The sequence below is a fragment of the Stenotrophomonas sp. STEN030 genome (genome assembly GCF_056759995.1).
Map to the genome: position 1 here is coordinate 98,482 of NZ_JBRREB010000003.1, position 17,693 is coordinate 116,174.

The following is a 17,693-nucleotide window of genomic DNA, read 5'->3' on the forward strand; positions in this document are numbered from 1 at the left end:
GTCGAAGCGCACGACAACGCACCGGCCGAGCCGCACATGGACACCGCGACCGCAGCGGCCGCAGCAGCGCAGAGCAGTGCCGCTCGTGGCACCAGCCGCATGCAGCAGCGCGTCGAACCCACCTTCGGGAGGATTGCGTGATGGCCTCCGCGAACTTCAACAAGGACCAGCGTCCGGTGATGATCATGGCCGGCGGTACCGGCGGCCATATTTTCCCCGGGCTGGCCGTGGCCAAGGTGCTGCGCGAGCGCGGCATCCCGGTCACCTGGCTGGGTGCTGACGGCGCGATGGAAACCCGCCTGGTGCCGCAGCACGACATCCATGTCGATACGCTGGCCATTTCCGGTCTGCGCGGCAAAGGCAAGCTGGCCTTGCTGGGTGCACCGATCCGGGTGATGCGTGCGATTCGCAGTGCTGGTTATGTGCTGCGTGATCGCAAGCCGCGTGCAGTGGTGGCTTTTGGTGGCTTTGCTTCCGGACCTGGTGGCATTGCCGCTCGTCTGCATGGCCTGCCGCTGCTGGTGCACGAACAGAACCGTGCGCCGGGCATGACCAACCGCATCCTGTCGCGCTTTGCACGACGGGTGCTGTCGGGCTTCCCGGGCAGCTTTGCCGGTGGCAAGGAAGAAGTGGTTGGCAATCCGGTGCGCGCCGAAATCGCCGCTTTGCCGGTGCCGGAGCAGCGCTTGGCCGGTCGTAGTGGTCCGATGCGTGTGTTGGTACTGGGTGGCAGCCAGGGCGCTCGCGCCCTGAACAATGCCATGCCAAAGGCCTTGGCTGCGCTGAGCAATAAGGTCGCCATCGAAGTCTGGCACCAGTGCGGCGAGAAGCTGCACGAAGAAGCACTGCAGGCCTACCGCGCTGCAGGCGTGGAAGGCCGCGTCGACATGTTCATCAAGGACATGGCAGCTGCCTACAGCTGGGCCGATCTGGTGGTGTGCCGTTCCGGTGCGTCGACCCTGGCCGAGTTGTGCGCTGTCGGTATCGGCAGTGTGCTGGTGCCGTTCGCCGCCGCAGTGGACGACCACCAGACCCGCAATGCCGAATATCTGGTCGAACGCGGTGCCGCCGAACTGCTCAAACAGGACGACGCGCTGGCGACCAATCTGGAAGGCGTGCTGCGCACGCTGGCAAACAATCCCGGCCACCGCATGCAGATGGCGCAAGCCGCGCGTGGGTTGGCCAAGGTCGATGCGGCCGAACGCATCGCAGACATCATTCTTGAGGAAGCAGCATGAATACGGCATCGCGCACCCGCGCCAGCCACACCGGAGGCCAGGCATGATCCGCCGCCTCAACGACACCACCGACCTGGTCCGCGCCTTCCCGCGCGTGCATTTCGTCGGCATCGGCGGCACCGGCATGAGCGGTATCGCAGAAGTGATGCTGACCCTGGGTTACGAAGTTTCCGGTTCGGACAACGCTGACAACGCCGCCACCCGCCGTCTGGCGCGGCTGGGCGCGCGCGTCATGCGCGGTCACTCCGCTGCCAACGTGTTGGGTACTGATTGCATCGTGGTTTCCAGCGCCATCCGCGAAGACAACCCCGAGCTGATGGAAGCGCGCAGCCAGCGCATTCCAATCATGCCGCGCGCAGCGATGCTGGCCGAGCTGATGCGTTTCCGTCGCGGCATCGCCGTTGCCGGTACCCACGGCAAGACCACCACCACCTCGCTGACCGCCGCGATCCTGAGCGAAGGCAAGCTGGACCCGACCTTCGTGATCGGCGGCCAGCTGTTGGCGGCCGGTGCCAACGCCAAGCTTGGCGGCGGCCAGTGGCTGGTGGCCGAGGCCGATGAAAGCGATGGCAGTTTCCTGCGTCTGAATCCGTTGGTGGCAGTGATCACCAATATCGACGCCGACCATCTGGAGAACTACGGCAACGACTTCGCCCGTGTGCAGGAAGCGTTCGCCGAGTTCCTGCAGCGCCTGCCGTTCTATGGTCTGGCGGTGCTGTGCATCGATGATCCGGAAGTGGCTGCGCTGGCTGCCAAGACGCCGCGTCACGTGATGAGCTACGGCCTGAGCAGCAATGCCGACGTACGCGCCGAAGACGTGGTGCAGGATGGCCCGCGTATGCGCTTCACCCTGCGCCTGCCGGAAGGCACCAGCATGCCGGTCACGCTGGCACTGCCGGGCAAGCACAACGTACTCAATGCGCTGGCTGCCGCTGCGGTGGCGTGGCAGTTGGGCGTGGCACCGGAAGATATCGCCGCAGCGCTGGAGAAGTTCGAAGGCGTTGGCCGTCGCTTCAACGATCTTGGCGAAGTCACCACCCACAAGGGCGCCAAGGTGCGCGTGATCGACGACTACGGTCATCATCCGCGCGAACTGGAAGCGGTGTTTGCCGCTGCCCGTGGCGGCTGGCCGGACAAACGCCTGGTAGTGGCGTTCCAGCCGCACCGTTACAGCCGTACCCGCGATCAGTTCGACGCCTTCGCAGCCGTGCTGTCGGAAGTGGATGCACTGGTACTGAGCGAGGTCTACCCGGCCGGCGAAGCGCCGATTCCCGGTGCCGATTCCAAGTCGCTGGCACGCGCAATCCGCGCGCGCGGCCGCAGTGAGCCGGTGGTGGTGAGTCATTCCGCCGATCTGGCCTCGGTGCTGCCGGACGTGCTGCAGGACGGCGATCTGCTGTTGATGATGGGGGCCGGCGACATCGGTGCCGTTGTCCAGCAGGTGGTCACCGACGGCTTCAAGGAGGCCAAGGGCGAATGATGCCTATCGCGCTGCCGCTGCGCCGTACCCACGCAACCGCACTGCGGGCTGCGGTGGTGGCCTGCGGCCGCGCTGCAGGGGAGGGCGCACGATGAATGCCATCCTGCGCATGCTCGCCTGGTTGCTGGCCATCGCCCTGGTGGTGCTGCCGGTGGTGGCGGTGGTCAACGGCTGGGTGGGTGCCGAGCGCTGGCCGCTGGCCAAGCTGCGCGTGCACGGCGAGTTCAAGCGCGTGCCGGCCGAAGAACTGCAGAAGACCTTGCTGCCATATGCACGCTCGGGCTTCTTCGCGGTGAAGTTGCAGGACGCACAGGCGGCTGTGGAAAAGCTGCCGTGGGTGGAAAGCGCGCAGGTCCGCAAGCAGTGGCCGGATGTGCTGGAAGTAAGCATCGTCGAGCACCGTCCGTTTGCACGTTGGGGCAAGGATCGCCTGCTGTCCGAACAGGGCCGCTTGTTCGCGGTGCCACACGGTCTGGAGAACGCACCGCTGCCCGAACTCGATGGCCCCGATGGCATGACCACCGAAGTGGTCGAGCTGTACAACGATTCACGCGCACTGTTCGCACCGGCCGGTGTGGACGTACGCAAAGTCGCGATGGACGCGCGCGGCAGCTGGTCGCTGGCGCTGGATAACGGCACCGAAGTGGTTGTTGGGCGCAACGATGCACGCTCACGCCTGAGCCGCTTCGTACGCGTTCTGCCGCAGCTGACCCGCACCCAGGTGCCGATCGTGCGCGCCGACCTTCGCTATACCAATGGATTCACGCTGAGCTGGGGAACCCCGCCGCCGGCAACAAAGCAGACGCAGGACAGGACATGAACCGCAAGGGTGACAAATCACTGATCGTTGGCCTGGATATCGGCACCTCCAAGGTGGTGGCGTTGGTCGGCGAGTACTCGCCGGGCAGCCCGATCGAGGTCATCGGCATCGGCTCGCACGAGTCGCGCGGTCTAAAGCGCGGCGTGGTGGTGGATATCGAATCCACCGTGCAGTCGATCCAGCGCGCCATCGAAGAAGCCGAGCTGATGGCCGGCTGCGAGATTCGTTCGGTGTATGCATCGATTTCCGGCAACCACGTGCAGTGCCGCAACTCGCAGGGCATCACCCCGATCCGCGAAGGCGAGGTGAGTTGGGGCGATCTGGATCGTGTGCTGGATGCGGCCAAGGCCGTGGCCATCCCCGCCGACCAGAAGATCCTGCATGCGATCCCGCGCGAGTACGTGCTGGATGATTCGCAGGAAGGCATCCGCAATCCGGTTGGCATGACCGGCGTGCGTCTGGAAGTACATGCCCACCTGGTGGTGTGCGCACAGTCTGCCGCCGCCAACGTCAGCAAGTGCGTGCAGCGCTGCGGCCTGCAGGTGGACGACCTGGTGCTTTCCTCGCTGGCCTCCAGCGTGGCAGTGCTGACCGCCGACGAGCGTGAGCTCGGCGTGGTGATGGTCGACATCGGCGCCGGTACCACCGATATCGCGGTGTTCATCCAGGGCGCGATCTGCCATACCGCATCGCTGCCGATTGCCGGTGACCACGTCACCAACGACATCGCCCATATGCTGCGCACGCCGACCCCGGAAGCGGAGCAGATCAAGGTGCGTTACGCCTGTGCACTGGCACAGCTGGCGACGGCCGAGGAAAGCATCCAGGTGCCGTCGGTTGGCGATCGTCCGCCGCGTCGCATGCCACGTCATTCGCTGGCGCAGGCAGTACAGGGTCGCTACGAGGAAATCTTCGAGATGGTGCAGGCCGAACTGCGCCGCTCGGGCTTCGAGGAAATGGTGCGCGCGGGCCTGGTGCTCAGTGGCGGCGCCTCGAAGATGGAAGGCGTGGTCGAGCTGGCCGAGGAAATGCTGCAGATGCCGGTACGTGTTGGCATCCCGCAGCACGTCACCGGTCTGGGTGAAGTGGTCGGCAATCCAGTGCATGCCACCGGCGTTGGCCTGCTGCTGATGGGCAGCCAGATCGAACACCCGCGACGTCCGTCGCTGCCCACCGGGCGCGCCGGCAGCATGTTCAACAAATTGAAGAATTGGTTCCGCGGCGAGTTCTGAGCGCGGTACCGGTGGTAGGGCAGTGAGGCAGTCAGCAGGACAAGCAGTAAGGCAAGACGAAGTGCAGTAACGCAGTCATTGAAGCAAGCAACAACCACCGTGCAGGGGCAACCCGAAGCGGTACACCTAAAACAACTCGCCGGTGCGGGCGGGCGCAGAAGGAGAAGGATTCTTCCCGGATGCTCGACCCAATCACGGCAATAGAGAGGACATGGACATGGCGCATTTCGAACTGATTGAAAAGATGGCACCGAACGCGGTGATCAAGGTCGTTGGCGTGGGCGGCGGCGGCGGTAATGCCGTGGCGCACATGGTCAACAGCAGCGTGGATGGCGTGGAATTCATCACTGCCAACACCGACTCGCAGGCCATCAAGAATTGTGGCGCCAAGCTGCAGCTGCAGCTGGGCACCAACGTAACCAAGGGTCTGGGCGCAGGCGCAAACCCGGAAGTCGGCCGCCAGGCCGCATTGGAAGACCGTGAGCGCATCATGGACGCCCTGCAGGGCGCGGACATGGTGTTCATCACCGCCGGCATGGGCGGCGGCACCGGCACCGGCGCTGCACCGGTGGTGGCACAGCTGGCCAAGGAAATGGGCATCCTGACCGTGGCCGTGGTGACCAAGCCGTTCCCGTTCGAAGGCCGTCGCCGCATGCAGGTGGCACTGAAGGGCATCGAGGAGCTGAGCCAGCACGTCGATTCGCTGATCACCATCCCGAACGAAAAGCTGATCACCGTGCTCGGCCGCAACGCCACCATGGTGCAGGCCTTCCGTGCCGCCAATGACGTGCTGCAGGGCGCCGTGCAGGGCATCGCCGATCTGATCGTGCGTCCGGGCCTGATCAACGTCGACTTCGCCGACGTGCGCACCGTGATGTCGGAAATGGGCCTGGCAATGATGGGCACCGGTACCGCACGTGGTGATGACCGCGCCCAGGCAGCTGCCGAAGCCGCGATCCAGAACCCGTTGCTGGACGACGTGAACCTGGCCGGCGCCAATGGCGTGCTGGTCAACATCAGCGCCGGCACCGACATCACCATGAGCGAGTTCGACGAAATCGGCCGCACCGTGCACGCCTTCGCTTCGGAAGACGCCACCGTGGTGATCGGCACCGTGATCGATCCGGATCTGGGTGACGAAATCAAGGTGACCGTGGTTGCCACCGGCCTGAACCGTGCTGTTGCCAAGAACGCGCAGCGTCCGGGCGAGCGCGGCCCGATCAAGCTGGTGCGCAACGCCACCACCGGCCAGGCTGAGTTCGAAGAGTACGAGAGCCCGGCCGATGCCGTGGCCAAGGCCGTGGGTCACACCATGGGCATGGGCCTGCGTCGTCCGAGCTCGGACACCGTGTCTGCTTCCACCTCGTCGGCGTCGCCGGCTGCTGCAGAGCTGCCGAACGACTACCTGGACATCCCGGCGTTCCTGCGCCGCCAGGCTGACTGATGTGGTAGCAGTGGCCATCCAGGCCCGATCATCGCGTGCGCCGGCAACGGCGCCGTGGGTCGGACTGGCGGGTTGCTGGATGCAGAGCTGATACGTCGGGGCTGTCCACCCCGGCGGGAATACCATGTCCTTTATCGTCGGGCCAAGGCCGGCCCGGCGATATTTTCGGTACTGGACGGAAGCTGACGGCCGAATCTGGCGCTGCAAAGGGCGCGTGTTAACGCGTGTTATTCTTGTTTGTCCCCCTGGCTGCGCTTGCGCGGCCCCTCCGGCCTTACATACACATGATCCAGCAACGCACTCTCAAGAACACGATCCGCGCCACCGGCGTCGGCCTGCACAGCGGTGACAAGGTCTATATGACCCTGCGCCCGGCACCGGTTGACCATGGCATCGTGTTCCGACGGGTGGACCTGGAGCCGGTGGTGGAAGTCCCGGCGCGTGCCGATCTGGTCACCGAAGTCACCCTGTGCACCGGTTTGACCTGTGAAGGCGCCAAGATCCAGACCGTTGAACACCTGATGTCGGCCCTGGCCGGCCTCGGCGTGGACAACGTCATCGTCGAACTGTCCTCGGCCGAGCTGCCGATCATGGACGGTTCTTCCGGTCCGTTCGTGTTCCTGCTGCAGTCGGCGGGCATCGTCGAGCAGGGCGCGGCCAAGCGTTTCCTGCGCATCCTCAAGACGGTGGAAGTGCGCGACGGCGACAAAGTCGCCAGCTTTGCGCCGTACGAAGGCTACAAGCTGGGTTTCACCATCCAGTTCGATCATCCGATGATCCCGGCCAAGCAGTCGCGGGTGGAGATCGAGTTCTCCACGGCGGCCTACATCAAGGAAATCTCGCGCGCCCGTACCTTCGGCTTCATGCGTGACCTGGAATACATGCGTGAGCGCAATCTGGGCCTGGGCGGCTCGATGGACAATGCCATCGTACTTGACGAATTCCGCGTACTGAATGACGACGGCCTGCGTTACACCGACGAATTCGTCCGCCACAAGATCCTGGACGCCATCGGCGACCTGTATCTGGCCGGTGGGCAGGTGCTGGGCGCCTACGAGGGCTTCAAGTCCGGTCATGCGCTCAACAACAAGCTGGTACGCGCCCTTCTGGCCGACCAGAGTGCCTGGGAATGGGCCAGCTACGACTCTCCGGTAGCCGCCGATCCGGTGCTGTACGGCATCCCGGCCTACGCCTAAGTTAAATAGCGGTGAGGTCGTAAGAGACACGACCTTCACAGGGCACGACTATTCCCATTTGTGGTCGTTGTGTGAACCCGATCAGGCTTTCAGTCTGAATTTAACTTTTGATTAACAAAAGACTAACTCCTTCGCTGCATTCCGCGGCTAGGATTCCTGCTGGCTCCAATCCGGTCCGTAGAGACGGTCGGGTGGAGGCCGGGGCCAACCAGGCTCCCGGTGGCCCTTCAGGACTTTGTTGATTTCACATCCTGCAGGGCTTCCAACGCGTCGCGCAGTCCTTTGTGCGTGGTTTCGCTTACTGCTGTGCTGCGTTGATCGTTACGCACTGGGGAGTGCGCAGACGCGGTCGCAGTTTTGACGGTCACCCGGGTGGCCTTCAGCCCGATGGATCGGGCCGCGTCGAGCAGCTGGTCTTCGGCAAGCCTTACTTTGGCGTGCCACACCGGCGATTCGACGAGAAAAACGAGGTGTTCGCCGTCCACATTGGCCAACCGGCAACGGTTAGCCAGCGCCGGCGGCAAATGGGGGCGCAATTGCCGGTCCATCGCATCGAGCCACAGGGCCCGGCGCAGCGGATTACCTGCTTTGTCCGCCATCGCCGCTTCCAGCGCCTGTTTGGGCGCGGAACGGGAACGAACACTGGATTTCGGCTCTGACATAAGAATTCTTCAATGACATTTAAAAAGATCGTAATCAAAACGCGTGAACAGAAGGCTAAGACGCCCTTGTCACGTGTTCAGATGTTCTTCGAGGATCGTCCTCAAGCCCTGTTGGGTAGCGTACTTGGCCTTGGCTGCCTGATGGGCGTGGCCCTGAGCTTCGCCATCGGCATGGCCGGCGACTCGGCGCTGCAATCCAAGGTTGACCATCAGGAACAGGAGCTGGCCAAGGTCCGCGCCGACGCGCAGACCCAGGTCAACGCACTGGCCGCCCGCCTCGGCGAGCTGCAGGCACAGGCCACCCGGCTCAACGCCCTGGGTGAGCGCCTGACCCAGATGGGCAAGCTGGAAGACGGCGAGTTCGACTTCCAGGAAACCCCGGGTATGGGTGAAGGCGAGCCCGGCCCGACCCAGGACATCCCGGTCAGCGCGGTAAACACCGACTTACAGGTGCTGGAGCAGCGTTTCGCTGCTTCAGGCAAGCAGTTGTCGGTGATGGAATCGCTGCTGTTCGATCACCAGCTCGAACAGAACGCCGTGCCTTCGCGCATGCCGATCCGCAACACCTACGTCACTTCCAGCTTCGGTGGCCGCGCTGACCCGTTCGGTCGCGGTGTTGGCAACCACAAGGGCATGGACTTCCACGCCCGTGTTGGCGACCCGGTGCTGGCCGTGGCCGACGGCGTGGTCAGCTTCTCCGGTGTGAAGGGCGGTTACGGCAATGTGGTCGAAATCGACCATGGCAATGGCTACAAGACCCTGTACGCGCACAATTCGCGCCTGACGGTGCGTGAAGGCGGGTTGGTGCGGGCCGGGCAGGAAGTGGCCAAGGCCGGCTCCACTGGCCGTTCCACCGGCGCCCACGTGCATTTCGAGGTCTGGCAGAACGGCGTGGTGATGAACCCGCGTAAATTCCTTGGCGAGGGCGGCAATACGCCGGTCGGCCGGGTCAGCCGTGGCTGATGGGCAGCAGGTCAGCTCCGGCTGACTTGTTTGGGGGTGCTTGAAACCCAAGCATCCGCCCCAAGCTACAATAGGCGTTGCCATCGACAGGGCGCATTGCGCCCTGTTTCGTTTGTGACCGGTAAACCCAGGGGGTGAGCCAGGTCGCACGGCATTTCATTCAAACCGGTTCCTTCAATGATCAACAGCCTGCTTACCCGCGTTTTTGGCAGCCGTAACGAGCGCCAGCTTCGCCAGCTCAACCGTATCGTCGCCAAGATCAATGCCTTGGAACCGGAGATGCAGAAGCTCTCCGATGACCAGCTGAAGGCCAAAACCCCCGAGTTCCGTGAGCGCATCGCCGCTGGCGAAGCGCTGGACAAGGTACTGCCGGAAGCCTTTGCGGTCTGCCGCGAAGCCTCCCTGCGCGTGCTGGGCATGCGCCATTACGACGTGCAGCTGATCGGCGGCATGGTCCTGCATCTGGGCAAGATCGCCGAAATGCGTACTGGTGAAGGCAAGACCTTGGTGGCAACGCTGCCGGTCTACCTCAACGCACTGGAAGGCAAGGGCGTGCACGTGGTCACGGTCAATGACTACCTGGCCCGCCGCGACTCGGCGCAGATGGGCAAGCTGTACAACTGGCTGGGCATGAGCGTTGGCGTGGTCTACCCGGGCATGCCGCACAGCGACAAGCGCGAGGCCTACGGTAGCGACATCACCTACGGCACCAACAACGAATTCGGCTTCGACTACCTGCGTGACAACATGGCGCTGACCCGCGCCGACCGTTACCAGCGCGGCCTGCATTACGCCATCGTCGACGAAGTCGACTCCATCCTGATCGATGAGGCGCGTACCCCGCTGATCATCTCCGGTCCGGCCGACGATTCACCCGAGCTGTACATCCGCGTCAACCGCGTGGTGCCGGGCCTGATCAAGCAGGAAACCGAAGAGGGCGAGGGCGACTACTGGGTCGACGAGAAGGGCAAGCAGGTATTCCTGTCCGAAGCCGGCATGGAGCACGCCGAAGAGTTGTTGCGCGAAGCCGGCATCATCGGCGCCGACAACGACAACGGCCTGTACGCCGCGCAGAACCTGACCGTCGTCCATCACCTCAACGCCGCCCTGCGCGCGCACGCCATCTACCAGCGTGACGTGGACTACATCGTGCGCGACGGCGAAGTGGTCATCGTCGATGAATTCACCGGCCGTACCCTGGCCGGTCGCCGCTGGTCCGACGGCCTGCACCAGGCGGTGGAAGCGAAGGAAGGCGTGCCGGTACAGCGTGAGAACCAGACGCTGGCCAGCATCACCTTCCAGAACCTGTTCCGCATGTACAAGAAGCTGTCCGGCATGACCGGTACGGCTGATACCGAAGCGTTCGAATTCCAGAGCATCTACGGCCTGGAAGTGCTGGTCATCCCGACCAACAAGCCGACCGTGCGCAAGGACTACCCGGACCAGGTGTTCCTCAACCGCAAGGGCAAGTTCAACGCGGTGCTGGCGGACATTGAAGAATGCGCCAAGCGCGGCCAACCGGTGCTGGTGGGTACCACCTCGATCGAAACCTCGGAAATGCTGTCCGAGCACCTGCGCAAGGCCGGCGTGCAGCACGAAGTGCTCAACGCCAAGCAGCATGACCGCGAAGCGACCATCGTTGCCAACGCCGGTCGTCCGGGCTCGGTCACCATCGCCACCAACATGGCCGGCCGTGGTACCGACATCGTGCTCGGCGGCTCGCTGGAAACCGAACTGCATGAGCTGGGTGAAGACATCAGCGACGAGCAGAAGGCCGCAGTGAAGGCGGCGTGGCAGGAACGTCACGAAGCGGTCAAGGCTGCTGGCGGCCTGCACATCGTCGGCACCGAGCGCCACGAATCGCGTCGTATCGACAACCAGCTGCGCGGCCGTTCCGGTCGTCAGGGTGACCCGGGTTCGTCCCGTTTCTACCTGTCGCTGGAAGACAACCTGATGCGCATCTTCGCCTCTGACTGGGTGCAGAAGGCGATGCGCATGATGGGCATGAAGGAAGATGACGTCATCGAAGACCGCATGGTCAGCCGTCAGATCGAGAAGGCACAGCGCAAGGTCGAAGCGCACAACTTCGACATCCGTAAGAACCTGCTCGACTTCGACGACGTCAACAACGATCAGCGCAAGGTGATCTACGGCCAGCGCGATGAGCTGCTGGACGCAGAGTCGGTCAAGGAAAACATCGACGGCATCCGCGGCGACGTGATCTATGACCTGGTGACCCGCTTCGTGCCGCCGAACTCGGTGGACGAGCAGTGGGACCTGCAGGGCCTGCAGGCCACGCTGGAAGGCGAGTTCGGCGTGGAGATGGACGTGGTTGGCCTGGTCAAGGCGCACGAAGAACTCGACGCCGAGGCGATCGCGCAGAAGGTCATCGACCGCGTGGATGAGCACTTCGCGCAGAAGGAAGCGGCGGTTGGCGCCGAGACCATGCGCGCACTGGAAAAGCACGTGATGCTGACCGTGCTCGACCAGAGCTGGAAGGAGCATCTGGCACGCATGGATTACCTGCGCCAGGGCATCTACCTGCGTGGTTACGCGCAGAAGCAGCCCAAGCAGGAGTACAAGAAGGAAGCCTTCGAGCTGTTCTCGCAGATGCTGGAGGACGTCAAGCGCGAAGTGATCACCATGCTCTCGCGCGTGCGTGTGCGCAGCGAGGAAGAAGTGCTGGCGATGGAGCAGCTGGAGCGTCAGCAGGCCGAAGCACGCCTGCAGATGTCGCAGTTCCAGCACCAGGACAACGGCGGCTACAGCGCCGACGAGGAAGCGGCGGAAGTGATCGACGAGGCCAATGCGCCCAAGGTCGGCCGCAACGATCCCTGTCCCTGCGGAAGTGGCAAGAAGTACAAGCACTGCCACGGCCAACTGAACTGACAAAGAGCCCCGCCAAGTGCGGGGCTTTTTTTGAGCACTGCCCCTGTAGTGCCGAGCCATGCTCGGCAGGGGCTTCACCGGTAATGCTCCTGCCGAGCTTGGCTCGGCACTACAGCCAGCCAGGCTTTTGTAGGAGCGGCGTAAGCCGCGAAGCCGGGAGTCCCGCCGGGCCAACCATCTTTGCACTCTGATGGTGCGCCAGCTTCGCGGCTGACGCCGCTCCTACAAAAGCAGGGGCCGAACTCAACGATTGCACCAACAGCCCTGTTTTCGGCATGCTCAGTCCATGACATCTCCTTCACGCTCGATCCACGTCGTGGCCGCCGTCATCACCGACGCGCGCGGTCGCATCCTGCTCAACCGGCGCACCGGCGACAGCGACATGGCCGGCCTTTGGGAATTCCCCGGCGGCAAGCGTGAGCCCGGCGAGACCTCGGAGCAGGCGCTGATCCGGGAGCTGCGCGAGGAACTGGGCATCGAGGCCGAGATCGGCGAGTGGGTGATGGACGTGCCGCAGATCTACCCGGACAAGCGCCTGCGCCTGGAAGTGCGCCGCGTACGCCATTGGAAGGGCACCGCGCGGGGCCGTGAAGGCCAGGCCATCACCTGGGTAACCCCGGACAAGCTGTCGCGCTATTCGATGCCGCCGGCCGACCTGCCGGTAGTGGCGGCGCTGCGCCAGCCCTGCCACTACCTGGTCACACCCGAGCCGACCGACGGCGAGGACGCCTGGCTGGCGTCGATCGAAGCCGCCATCGCCGGCGGCATCCGCCGCATCCAGCTGCGTACCCCGATGGCAGCGCAGCGCGAAGCCTTGGCCAGAACCGTGGTGGAGCGCTTCGGCAAGCAGGTTGAGGTGCTGATCAATCGCGATATCGCCTTGGCCAGTGCGCTGGGTGTCGGCGTGCACCTGGGCAGCGAGCAGCTAGTGCAGCTACAGGCGCGGCCCCTGCCCGAATCAATGCTGGTGGCCGCGTCCTGCCACGATCTTGCGCAGTTGCAGGCGGCACAGCAGCTGGGCTGCGATTTCGCGGTGCTGGGGCCGGTGCAGGCCACCGCTACCCATCCGGATGCCGTCAGCCTGGGCTGGGATGCCTTTGTGGAGCTGCGTGAGCGGGTCTCGCTGCCGATCTATGCGATTGGCGGCATGGGTGCTGGTGATGTCGAAACCGCGCGCCGGCATGGCGCCTTGGGTGTCGCCGCGATTCGTGCGTTGTGGCCGCAGGTCTGAGCAGCTGACGGCGTCGAGCTGCGCGCTTACAGGGTGATCCAGAAGCAATTGTATTGACGGCGTAGATGCAGGATGGTCCGCGTCGGTGTGGCGCTGCGCGGCAGGGTCTGCTCCAGGCGCAAAGCAATTGGACGACGTGGGCCGCTACTGGTGTTGCTGATTGCCTGCACATCCGGATAGCCACTGGTGCCGGCCGCCTGTGTGGGATCGACCGGGGTGCCATCGGTATAGGTGAATGGCTCGGGCGGCGCGGGAACATAGGCCGGTTCCTCCGGAAACACCGGTGCGATGTCGATCAGCGGCCGTTGCACGATCTCATCCAGCCTATCCATGACCCGGGTCGCGGCGGCGCTGGAAAGCCCATTCCAGAGATAGATGCCGGACAGTCGATTGGGATCGCGCGCATCGGCAGCCGATTGGATCTGTGCAACCAGTTCACTGAGCCGGCGTGCGCAGCTGTCGCGGTACAAACCACTACCGCCAACTGCACGTGCATCGGGTAGCAGGCGTGCGCGGGCACCCATTACTTCGCAGGGCTTGTCGCCATAGACGGTCTGACCCTGCGCATTGGTGCAGCGGTTGATCTTCTGCGCATGCGCATCGAATGCCGCCAAGGCGGAGCAGGTGAGCAACAGGAGTAACAGCAGGCGCATCGGCCAAGGGTAGCGGTTGGCCCTGCGCGCAGGAAGTGATGAGCGCTCAGCTTTTGCCGATGCGCTCCAGGACGGCGTTGGTCGGCTTGGCCAGGTTGAGCGTATAGAAATGCAGCGACGGCGCGCCGCCGGCAATCAGGCGCTCGCATAGACCGGCAACCACGTCGGCGCCGAAGCTGCGCACCGACTCCGCATCGTCGCCATAGGCCTGCATGCGCTTGCTGACCCAGCGCGGGATCTCGGCACCGCATTGCTCGGAGAAACGGCGCAGCTGGCTGAAGTTGGAGATCGGCATGACGCCGGGAATGATCGGCACCTCAACGCCCAGCTTGCGTGCCGCATCGACGAAGTGGAAGTAGGCGTCTGGGTTGTAGAAGTACTGGGTGATCGCGGCGTCGGCGCCGGCATCGATCTTGGTCTTGAAGTGGCGCAGATCGGTCAATGCATCGCTGGCCTGCGGATGGGTTTCCGGGTACGCGCCGACTTCGATACGGAAGGCATCGCCGTGCTCGGCACGGATGAAGGCAATCAGCTCGGAGGCGTAGCGCAGGTCACCGGGGAAGCCCATGCCCGAGGGCAGGTCGCCACGCAGGGCGACGATGCGTTTCACCCCGATGGCGCGGTAAAGCTTGAGCAGCTCGCGGATTTCCTCGCGGGTGCCACCGACGCAGGACAGATGTGGTGCCGCCTGCAGGCCGTGATGCTGGTTGAGGTGGCGCACGGTCTCGGAGGTATAGCTCAGGGTCGAGCCACCGGCGCCGAAGGTACACGACACGTATTCCGGCGCGTAGGCCTTGAGCTTGGCGGCGGTGCGGTCCAGCTGGGCGCGCTGGTCGTCGGTCTTGGGCGGGTAGAACTCGAAGCTGAGCGCGGTCATCGGAAGCGGCCGGGTCTGACGGAATGCCAGTGATTATATCTCTCTATCAAGATGGATGTGCAATGGTTTCAGCCGAGACCGCAGCAAGCCGGAGCAATCTCAGTGGGCGTGGCGTGCCGGGCGCTGCGGCAGCAGCGCGATGCAGGCGACGATGGCCAGTAGCAACACGGCCGTGGCGGGGTAGCGGCTCAGGGCCAGACCGCCGTGATCCAGCGGCTTGTCGAGGAAGTCGCCGACCACCGCGCCCAGCGGCCGGGTCAGGACGAAGGCCGACCAGAACAGGGCGGTGCGGGAGATGCGGGTGTAGAAGTACAACAGCGCTACCAACGCCAGCAGCCCGCCAAACAAGGCGATGCCGCCGGTATAGCCCAAGCCTTGGGTATCGGCGGCCCAGTCGCCCAAGGCGGTGCCCAGGGTCTGCGAGAAGGTGATGGTCAGCCAGTAGAAGAACTCGCTGCGTGGCGAGTTGATCTGGGTAACCGAGATACTGCCAGTGCTGCTTTGCCAGACGAACAGCGTGGTCAGCAGCAAGGCGAGCAGCAGGGTGGTACCGCCGGTATAGCCGATACCCAGCGAGCGATCGACATAGTCGGCCAGGGTGGTGCCGACCGTGGTGCTGGCGATGATGGCGAACCAGTAAACCCAGGGCCGGAAGTTGGGCGAGCGGATCTGCGCGAATACCGCGATCGCGAACACCGTGGCAAACAGCGCGGTGCCGATCAGGTAGCCGAGGTTCATTGACATGGTGACGGCATCACCGCCGACTTCGCCCAAGGTGGTGGCGAGGATCTTGATGATCCAGAAGCCGAGGGTGATGGCGGGGACCTTGCTGAGTGATTCGCTGAGTGAATCGGTCGGCGACATGGCAATCATCTACGCGGGAGTGCAGCCACTGTCGGTGTGCTGTTGTCGGAGTTGCGTCGTAGATTTGTGTGTGATGAGCGGGATGTTCATTGCGGCACGCGGCCGTTCGCAGCGAGCGAGGGCTCCTGCCGAGCATGGCTCGGCACTACGCTCCCTCCCTTTGCCGCAGGCAAGGGGAGGGCTGGGGAGGGGTAGTTCTGCTTCATTGCTTTGTGCTTCTGCACTGCGCGAGGGGGCGGAAGTAGAAGCCGTAAATCAAATGCGTTTGAACGTTGAATTCACCGCAAACGACGCCCTCCCCTACGCCTTCGGCGCAAGGGAGGGAGCAGGGCTTTGCCGCTTTCGGCATGTCAGTGAACCGCAGTAAGCCTCCGGCTATGCCGGTTCTGGCAGCAACGCCCAGCCAGCAAAAACCACGCTCGGCTTAACATTCGGTTTGCGATGATCCAACGCCAGCGCCACTCCGGCGCCGCCTCAACTGGAAAGCCAGCATGAACGCATCCAGCGCCATCCGCCGCGACGTCGGCCCCATTGCCCTGATGCTTACCGGCCTGGGCTCGATCATCGGCTCGGGTTGGCTGTTCGGCGCCTGGCGCGCAGCCGGCCTGGCTGGGCCCGGTGCGATCTGGGCGTGGGTGCTTGGCGCGGCCATCATCCTCACCATCGCCCTGACGTACGCGGAGCTGGGCGCGATGTTTCCCGAATCTGGCGGCATGGTGCGCTACAGCCATTACTCGCACGGTTCGCTGGTCGGCTTCATTGCCGCCTGGGCCAACTGGATCGCCATCGTCTCGGTGATTCCGGTCGAGGCCGAGGCCTCGGTGCAGTACATGGCGTCATGGCCGTGGCAGTGGGCGCAGGACATGTATGTACAGCAGCCGGGCGGAATGGGTGAGCTCAGTCATGCCGGCCTGCTGATCGCGGCGGTGCTGGTGATCGTCTATTTCCTGATCAATTTCTGGAGCGTGAAGCTGTTCGCGCACTCCAATAGCGCCATCACTGTGTTCAAGCTGATCGTGCCGACCTTGACCGCTGTGGCCTTGATCGCAAGCGGCTTCCATGCTGAAAATTTCTCAGTTGGATTGAAAGGACCGGGTACACCAATCCTGGACTTCTCCGCCATCCTTACAGCCATTGCAACTGCCGGCATTGTTTTCAGCTTCAACGGTTTCCAGAGTCCGGTGAATCTGGCCGGTGAAGCGCGTAACCCCGGTCGCAGCATTCCGTTCGCGGTGGTCGGCTCGATCCTGCTGGCGGCAGTGATCTATGTGTTGCTGCAGGTGGCGTATATCGGCGCAGTGCCGAGCCAGATGTTGGCCGAGCACGGCTGGCATGGTATCGATTTCCGTTCGCCCTTCGCTCAGCTGGCCTTGATCCTCAACCTGCATTGGCTGGCGATGCTGTTGTACGTGGATGCCTTCGTCAGCCCCAGCGGCACCGGCATGACCTACACCGCAACCACCGCGCGCATGATCTACGGCATGCAGCAGAACGGCACCGCGCCCAAGGTGCTGGGCAATATCCATCCGCGCTGGGGCGTCCCGCGCCCGGCGATGTGGCTGAACCTGGCGGTGTCCTTCCTGTTCCTGTTCTTCTTCCGTGGTTGGGGCACGTTGGCTGCGGTGATCTCGGTAGCCACCGTTATTTCCTACATGACCGGGCCGATCAGCGTGATGTCACTGCGCCGAACCGCGCCGAACCTGCATCGTCCGCTGCGGGTGGTCGCACTGCCGATACTGGCGGGCGTGGCTTTCGTAATGGCCACCGAACTGCTGTATTGGGCGCGCTGGCCGCTGACCGGTGAAATCATCCTGCTGATGGTTATCGCTCTGCCTGTCTACATCTATTACCAGCGCAAGATTGGTTGGCATGATTTCGGCCGCCAGCTGAAAGGCGCGATGTGGCTGATCTGCTATCTGCCACTGTTGGCATTGGTGTCGTGGGCGGGCAGTACTGCCTTCGGCGGCGCTGGCTACCTGAGCTATGGCTGGGATCTGCTGCTGGTGGCAGCAATTGGTGTCGTGTTCTATCTGTGGGGCGTCAACTCCGGCTGGCGCACGCCGTCGATGGATGTGGCCGAACACGAGGCGCAGGCGCAGGCCTGAGCTGGCTGGCGAAGGCTCGCTACTAGCAGTGGACGTAGA

At 63.8% G+C, this 17,693-nt stretch carries 14 protein-coding genes and 1 pseudogene; 10 read left to right on the forward strand and 5 right to left on the reverse strand.

The window, feature by feature from the left end:
• The first annotated feature begins 140 nt into the window (after positions 1 to 140).
• The 6 genes from murG (at position 141) to lpxC (ending at position 7,410) form a co-directional block, all read left to right on the forward strand.
• Positions 141 to 1,238, forward strand: coding sequence for an undecaprenyldiphospho-muramoylpentapeptide beta-N-acetylglucosaminyltransferase (gene murG, locus ACVOLR_RS01650; protein ID WP_481534895.1), 1,098 nt, complete (start codon positions 141 to 143; stop codon positions 1,236 to 1,238).
• Positions 1,239 to 1,281: 43 nt separating this feature from the next.
• Positions 1,282 to 2,718 (forward strand): UDP-N-acetylmuramate--L-alanine ligase, encoded by a 1,437-nt coding sequence (murC, locus tag ACVOLR_RS01655; protein ID WP_481534896.1) that lies wholly within the window; start codon positions 1,282 to 1,284, stop codon positions 2,716 to 2,718.
• A 91-nt stretch (positions 2,719 to 2,809) separates the two neighbouring features.
• Positions 2,810 to 3,538 (forward strand): cell division protein FtsQ/DivIB, encoded by a 729-nt coding sequence (locus ACVOLR_RS01660; protein ID WP_481509760.1) that lies wholly within the window; start codon positions 2,810 to 2,812, stop codon positions 3,536 to 3,538.
• A complete protein-coding gene (ftsA, locus tag ACVOLR_RS01665) occupies positions 3,535 to 4,770 on the forward strand; it encodes a cell division protein FtsA (protein ID WP_481512178.1) in 1,236 nt (411 codons plus the stop codon). The genes ACVOLR_RS01660 and ftsA overlap by 4 nt, the downstream gene beginning before the upstream one ends.
• Before the next feature lie 217 nt (positions 4,771 to 4,987).
• A complete protein-coding gene (ftsZ, locus tag ACVOLR_RS01670; RefSeq protein ID WP_481512177.1) occupies positions 4,988 to 6,214 on the forward strand; it encodes a cell division protein FtsZ in 1,227 nt (408 codons plus the stop codon).
• Positions 6,215 to 6,498: 284 nt separating this feature from the next.
• The gene (gene lpxC, locus ACVOLR_RS01675; protein WP_481534897.1) at positions 6,499 to 7,410 is read left to right on the forward strand and encodes a UDP-3-O-acyl-N-acetylglucosamine deacetylase; all 912 of its coding nucleotides are present in this window, start codon (positions 6,499 to 6,501) and stop codon (positions 7,408 to 7,410) included.
• A gap of 227 nt (positions 7,411 to 7,637) precedes the next feature.
• On the opposite strand, the gene ACVOLR_RS01680 is transcribed toward lpxC, so the two are convergent.
• Positions 7,638 to 8,072: a DciA family protein gene (locus ACVOLR_RS01680; RefSeq protein WP_481534898.1), complete on the reverse strand. Its 435-nt coding sequence runs from the start codon at positions 8,070 to 8,072 to the stop codon at positions 7,638 to 7,640.
• 12 nt (positions 8,073 to 8,084) lie between these two features.
• On the opposite strand from ACVOLR_RS01680, the gene ACVOLR_RS01685 reads away from it, so the two are divergent.
• The 3 genes from ACVOLR_RS01685 (at position 8,085) to ACVOLR_RS01695 (ending at position 13,155) form a co-directional block, all read left to right on the forward strand.
• A complete protein-coding gene (locus ACVOLR_RS01685; protein ID WP_481512174.1) occupies positions 8,085 to 9,035 on the forward strand; it encodes a M23 family metallopeptidase in 951 nt (316 codons plus the stop codon).
• A gap of 177 nt (positions 9,036 to 9,212) precedes the next feature.
• Positions 9,213 to 11,924 carry a preprotein translocase subunit SecA gene (gene secA, locus ACVOLR_RS01690; RefSeq protein WP_481534899.1) on the forward strand — a complete coding sequence of 904 codons (2,712 nt, stop codon included), beginning with the start codon at positions 9,213 to 9,215 and terminating at the stop codon, positions 11,922 to 11,924.
• 286 nt (positions 11,925 to 12,210) lie between these two features.
• Positions 12,211 to 13,155, forward strand: coding sequence for a Nudix family hydrolase (locus ACVOLR_RS01695; protein ID WP_481534900.1), 945 nt, complete (start codon positions 12,211 to 12,213; stop codon positions 13,153 to 13,155).
• Positions 13,156 to 13,181: 26 nt separating this feature from the next.
• Here the strand turns inward: ACVOLR_RS01695 and ACVOLR_RS01700 are convergent, their stop codons facing one another.
• The 4 genes and pseudogenes from ACVOLR_RS01700 to ACVOLR_RS01715 form a co-directional block, all read right to left on the reverse strand.
• Positions 13,182 to 13,808 carry a DUF4124 domain-containing protein gene (locus tag ACVOLR_RS01700; protein WP_481534901.1) on the reverse strand — a complete coding sequence of 209 codons (627 nt, stop codon included), beginning with the start codon at positions 13,806 to 13,808 and terminating at the stop codon, positions 13,182 to 13,184.
• A gap of 46 nt (positions 13,809 to 13,854) precedes the next feature.
• On the reverse strand, positions 13,855 to 14,685 hold the full coding sequence (metF, locus tag ACVOLR_RS01705; protein WP_481534902.1) for a methylenetetrahydrofolate reductase [NAD(P)H]: 831 nt from the start codon (positions 14,683 to 14,685) through the stop codon (positions 13,855 to 13,857).
• 99 nt (positions 14,686 to 14,784) lie between these two features.
• The gene (locus ACVOLR_RS01710; protein WP_481534924.1) at positions 14,785 to 15,282 is read right to left on the reverse strand and encodes a COG4705 family protein; all 498 of its coding nucleotides are present in this window, start codon (positions 15,280 to 15,282) and stop codon (positions 14,785 to 14,787) included.
• A 123-nt stretch (positions 15,283 to 15,405) separates the two neighbouring features.
• A pseudogene (locus tag ACVOLR_RS01715) lies at positions 15,406 to 15,558 on the reverse strand (hypothetical protein); the annotation flags it as partial.
• Positions 15,559 to 16,040: 482 nt separating this feature from the next.
• On the opposite strand from ACVOLR_RS01715, the gene ACVOLR_RS01720 reads away from it, so the two are divergent.
• Positions 16,041 to 17,654, forward strand: a complete 1,614-nt coding sequence (locus ACVOLR_RS01720; RefSeq protein ID WP_481534903.1) for an APC family permease — start codon at positions 16,041 to 16,043, stop codon at positions 17,652 to 17,654.
• Positions 17,655 to 17,693 lie beyond the last annotated feature (39 nt).

Coding starts and splice junctions, on each gene's coding strand:
- ACVOLR_RS01695 (WP_481534900.1), top strand. CDS start 12,211: ATGACATCTCCTTCACGCTCGATCCACGTCGTGGCCGCCGTCATCACC.
- murG (WP_481534895.1), top strand. CDS start 141: ATGGCCTCCGCGAACTTCAACAAGGACCAGCGTCCGGTGATGATCATG.
- ACVOLR_RS01680 (WP_481534898.1), bottom strand. CDS start 8,072: ATGTCAGAGCCGAAATCCAGTGTTCGTTCCCGTTCCGCGCCCAAACAG.
- ACVOLR_RS01660 (WP_481509760.1), top strand. CDS start 2,810: ATGAATGCCATCCTGCGCATGCTCGCCTGGTTGCTGGCCATCGCCCTG.
- lpxC (WP_481534897.1), top strand. CDS start 6,499: ATGATCCAGCAACGCACTCTCAAGAACACGATCCGCGCCACCGGCGTC.
- ACVOLR_RS01700 (WP_481534901.1), bottom strand. CDS start 13,808: ATGCGCCTGCTGTTACTCCTGTTGCTCACCTGCTCCGCCTTGGCGGCA.
- secA (WP_481534899.1), top strand. CDS start 9,213: ATGATCAACAGCCTGCTTACCCGCGTTTTTGGCAGCCGTAACGAGCGC.
- ftsZ (WP_481512177.1), top strand. CDS start 4,988: ATGGCGCATTTCGAACTGATTGAAAAGATGGCACCGAACGCGGTGATC.
- murC (WP_481534896.1), top strand. CDS start 1,282: ATGATCCGCCGCCTCAACGACACCACCGACCTGGTCCGCGCCTTCCCG.
- metF (WP_481534902.1), bottom strand. CDS start 14,685: ATGACCGCGCTCAGCTTCGAGTTCTACCCGCCCAAGACCGACGACCAG.
- ACVOLR_RS01685 (WP_481512174.1), top strand. CDS start 8,085: ATGACATTTAAAAAGATCGTAATCAAAACGCGTGAACAGAAGGCTAAG.
- ftsA (WP_481512178.1), top strand. CDS start 3,535: ATGAACCGCAAGGGTGACAAATCACTGATCGTTGGCCTGGATATCGGC.
- ACVOLR_RS01720 (WP_481534903.1), top strand. CDS start 16,041: ATGAACGCATCCAGCGCCATCCGCCGCGACGTCGGCCCCATTGCCCTG.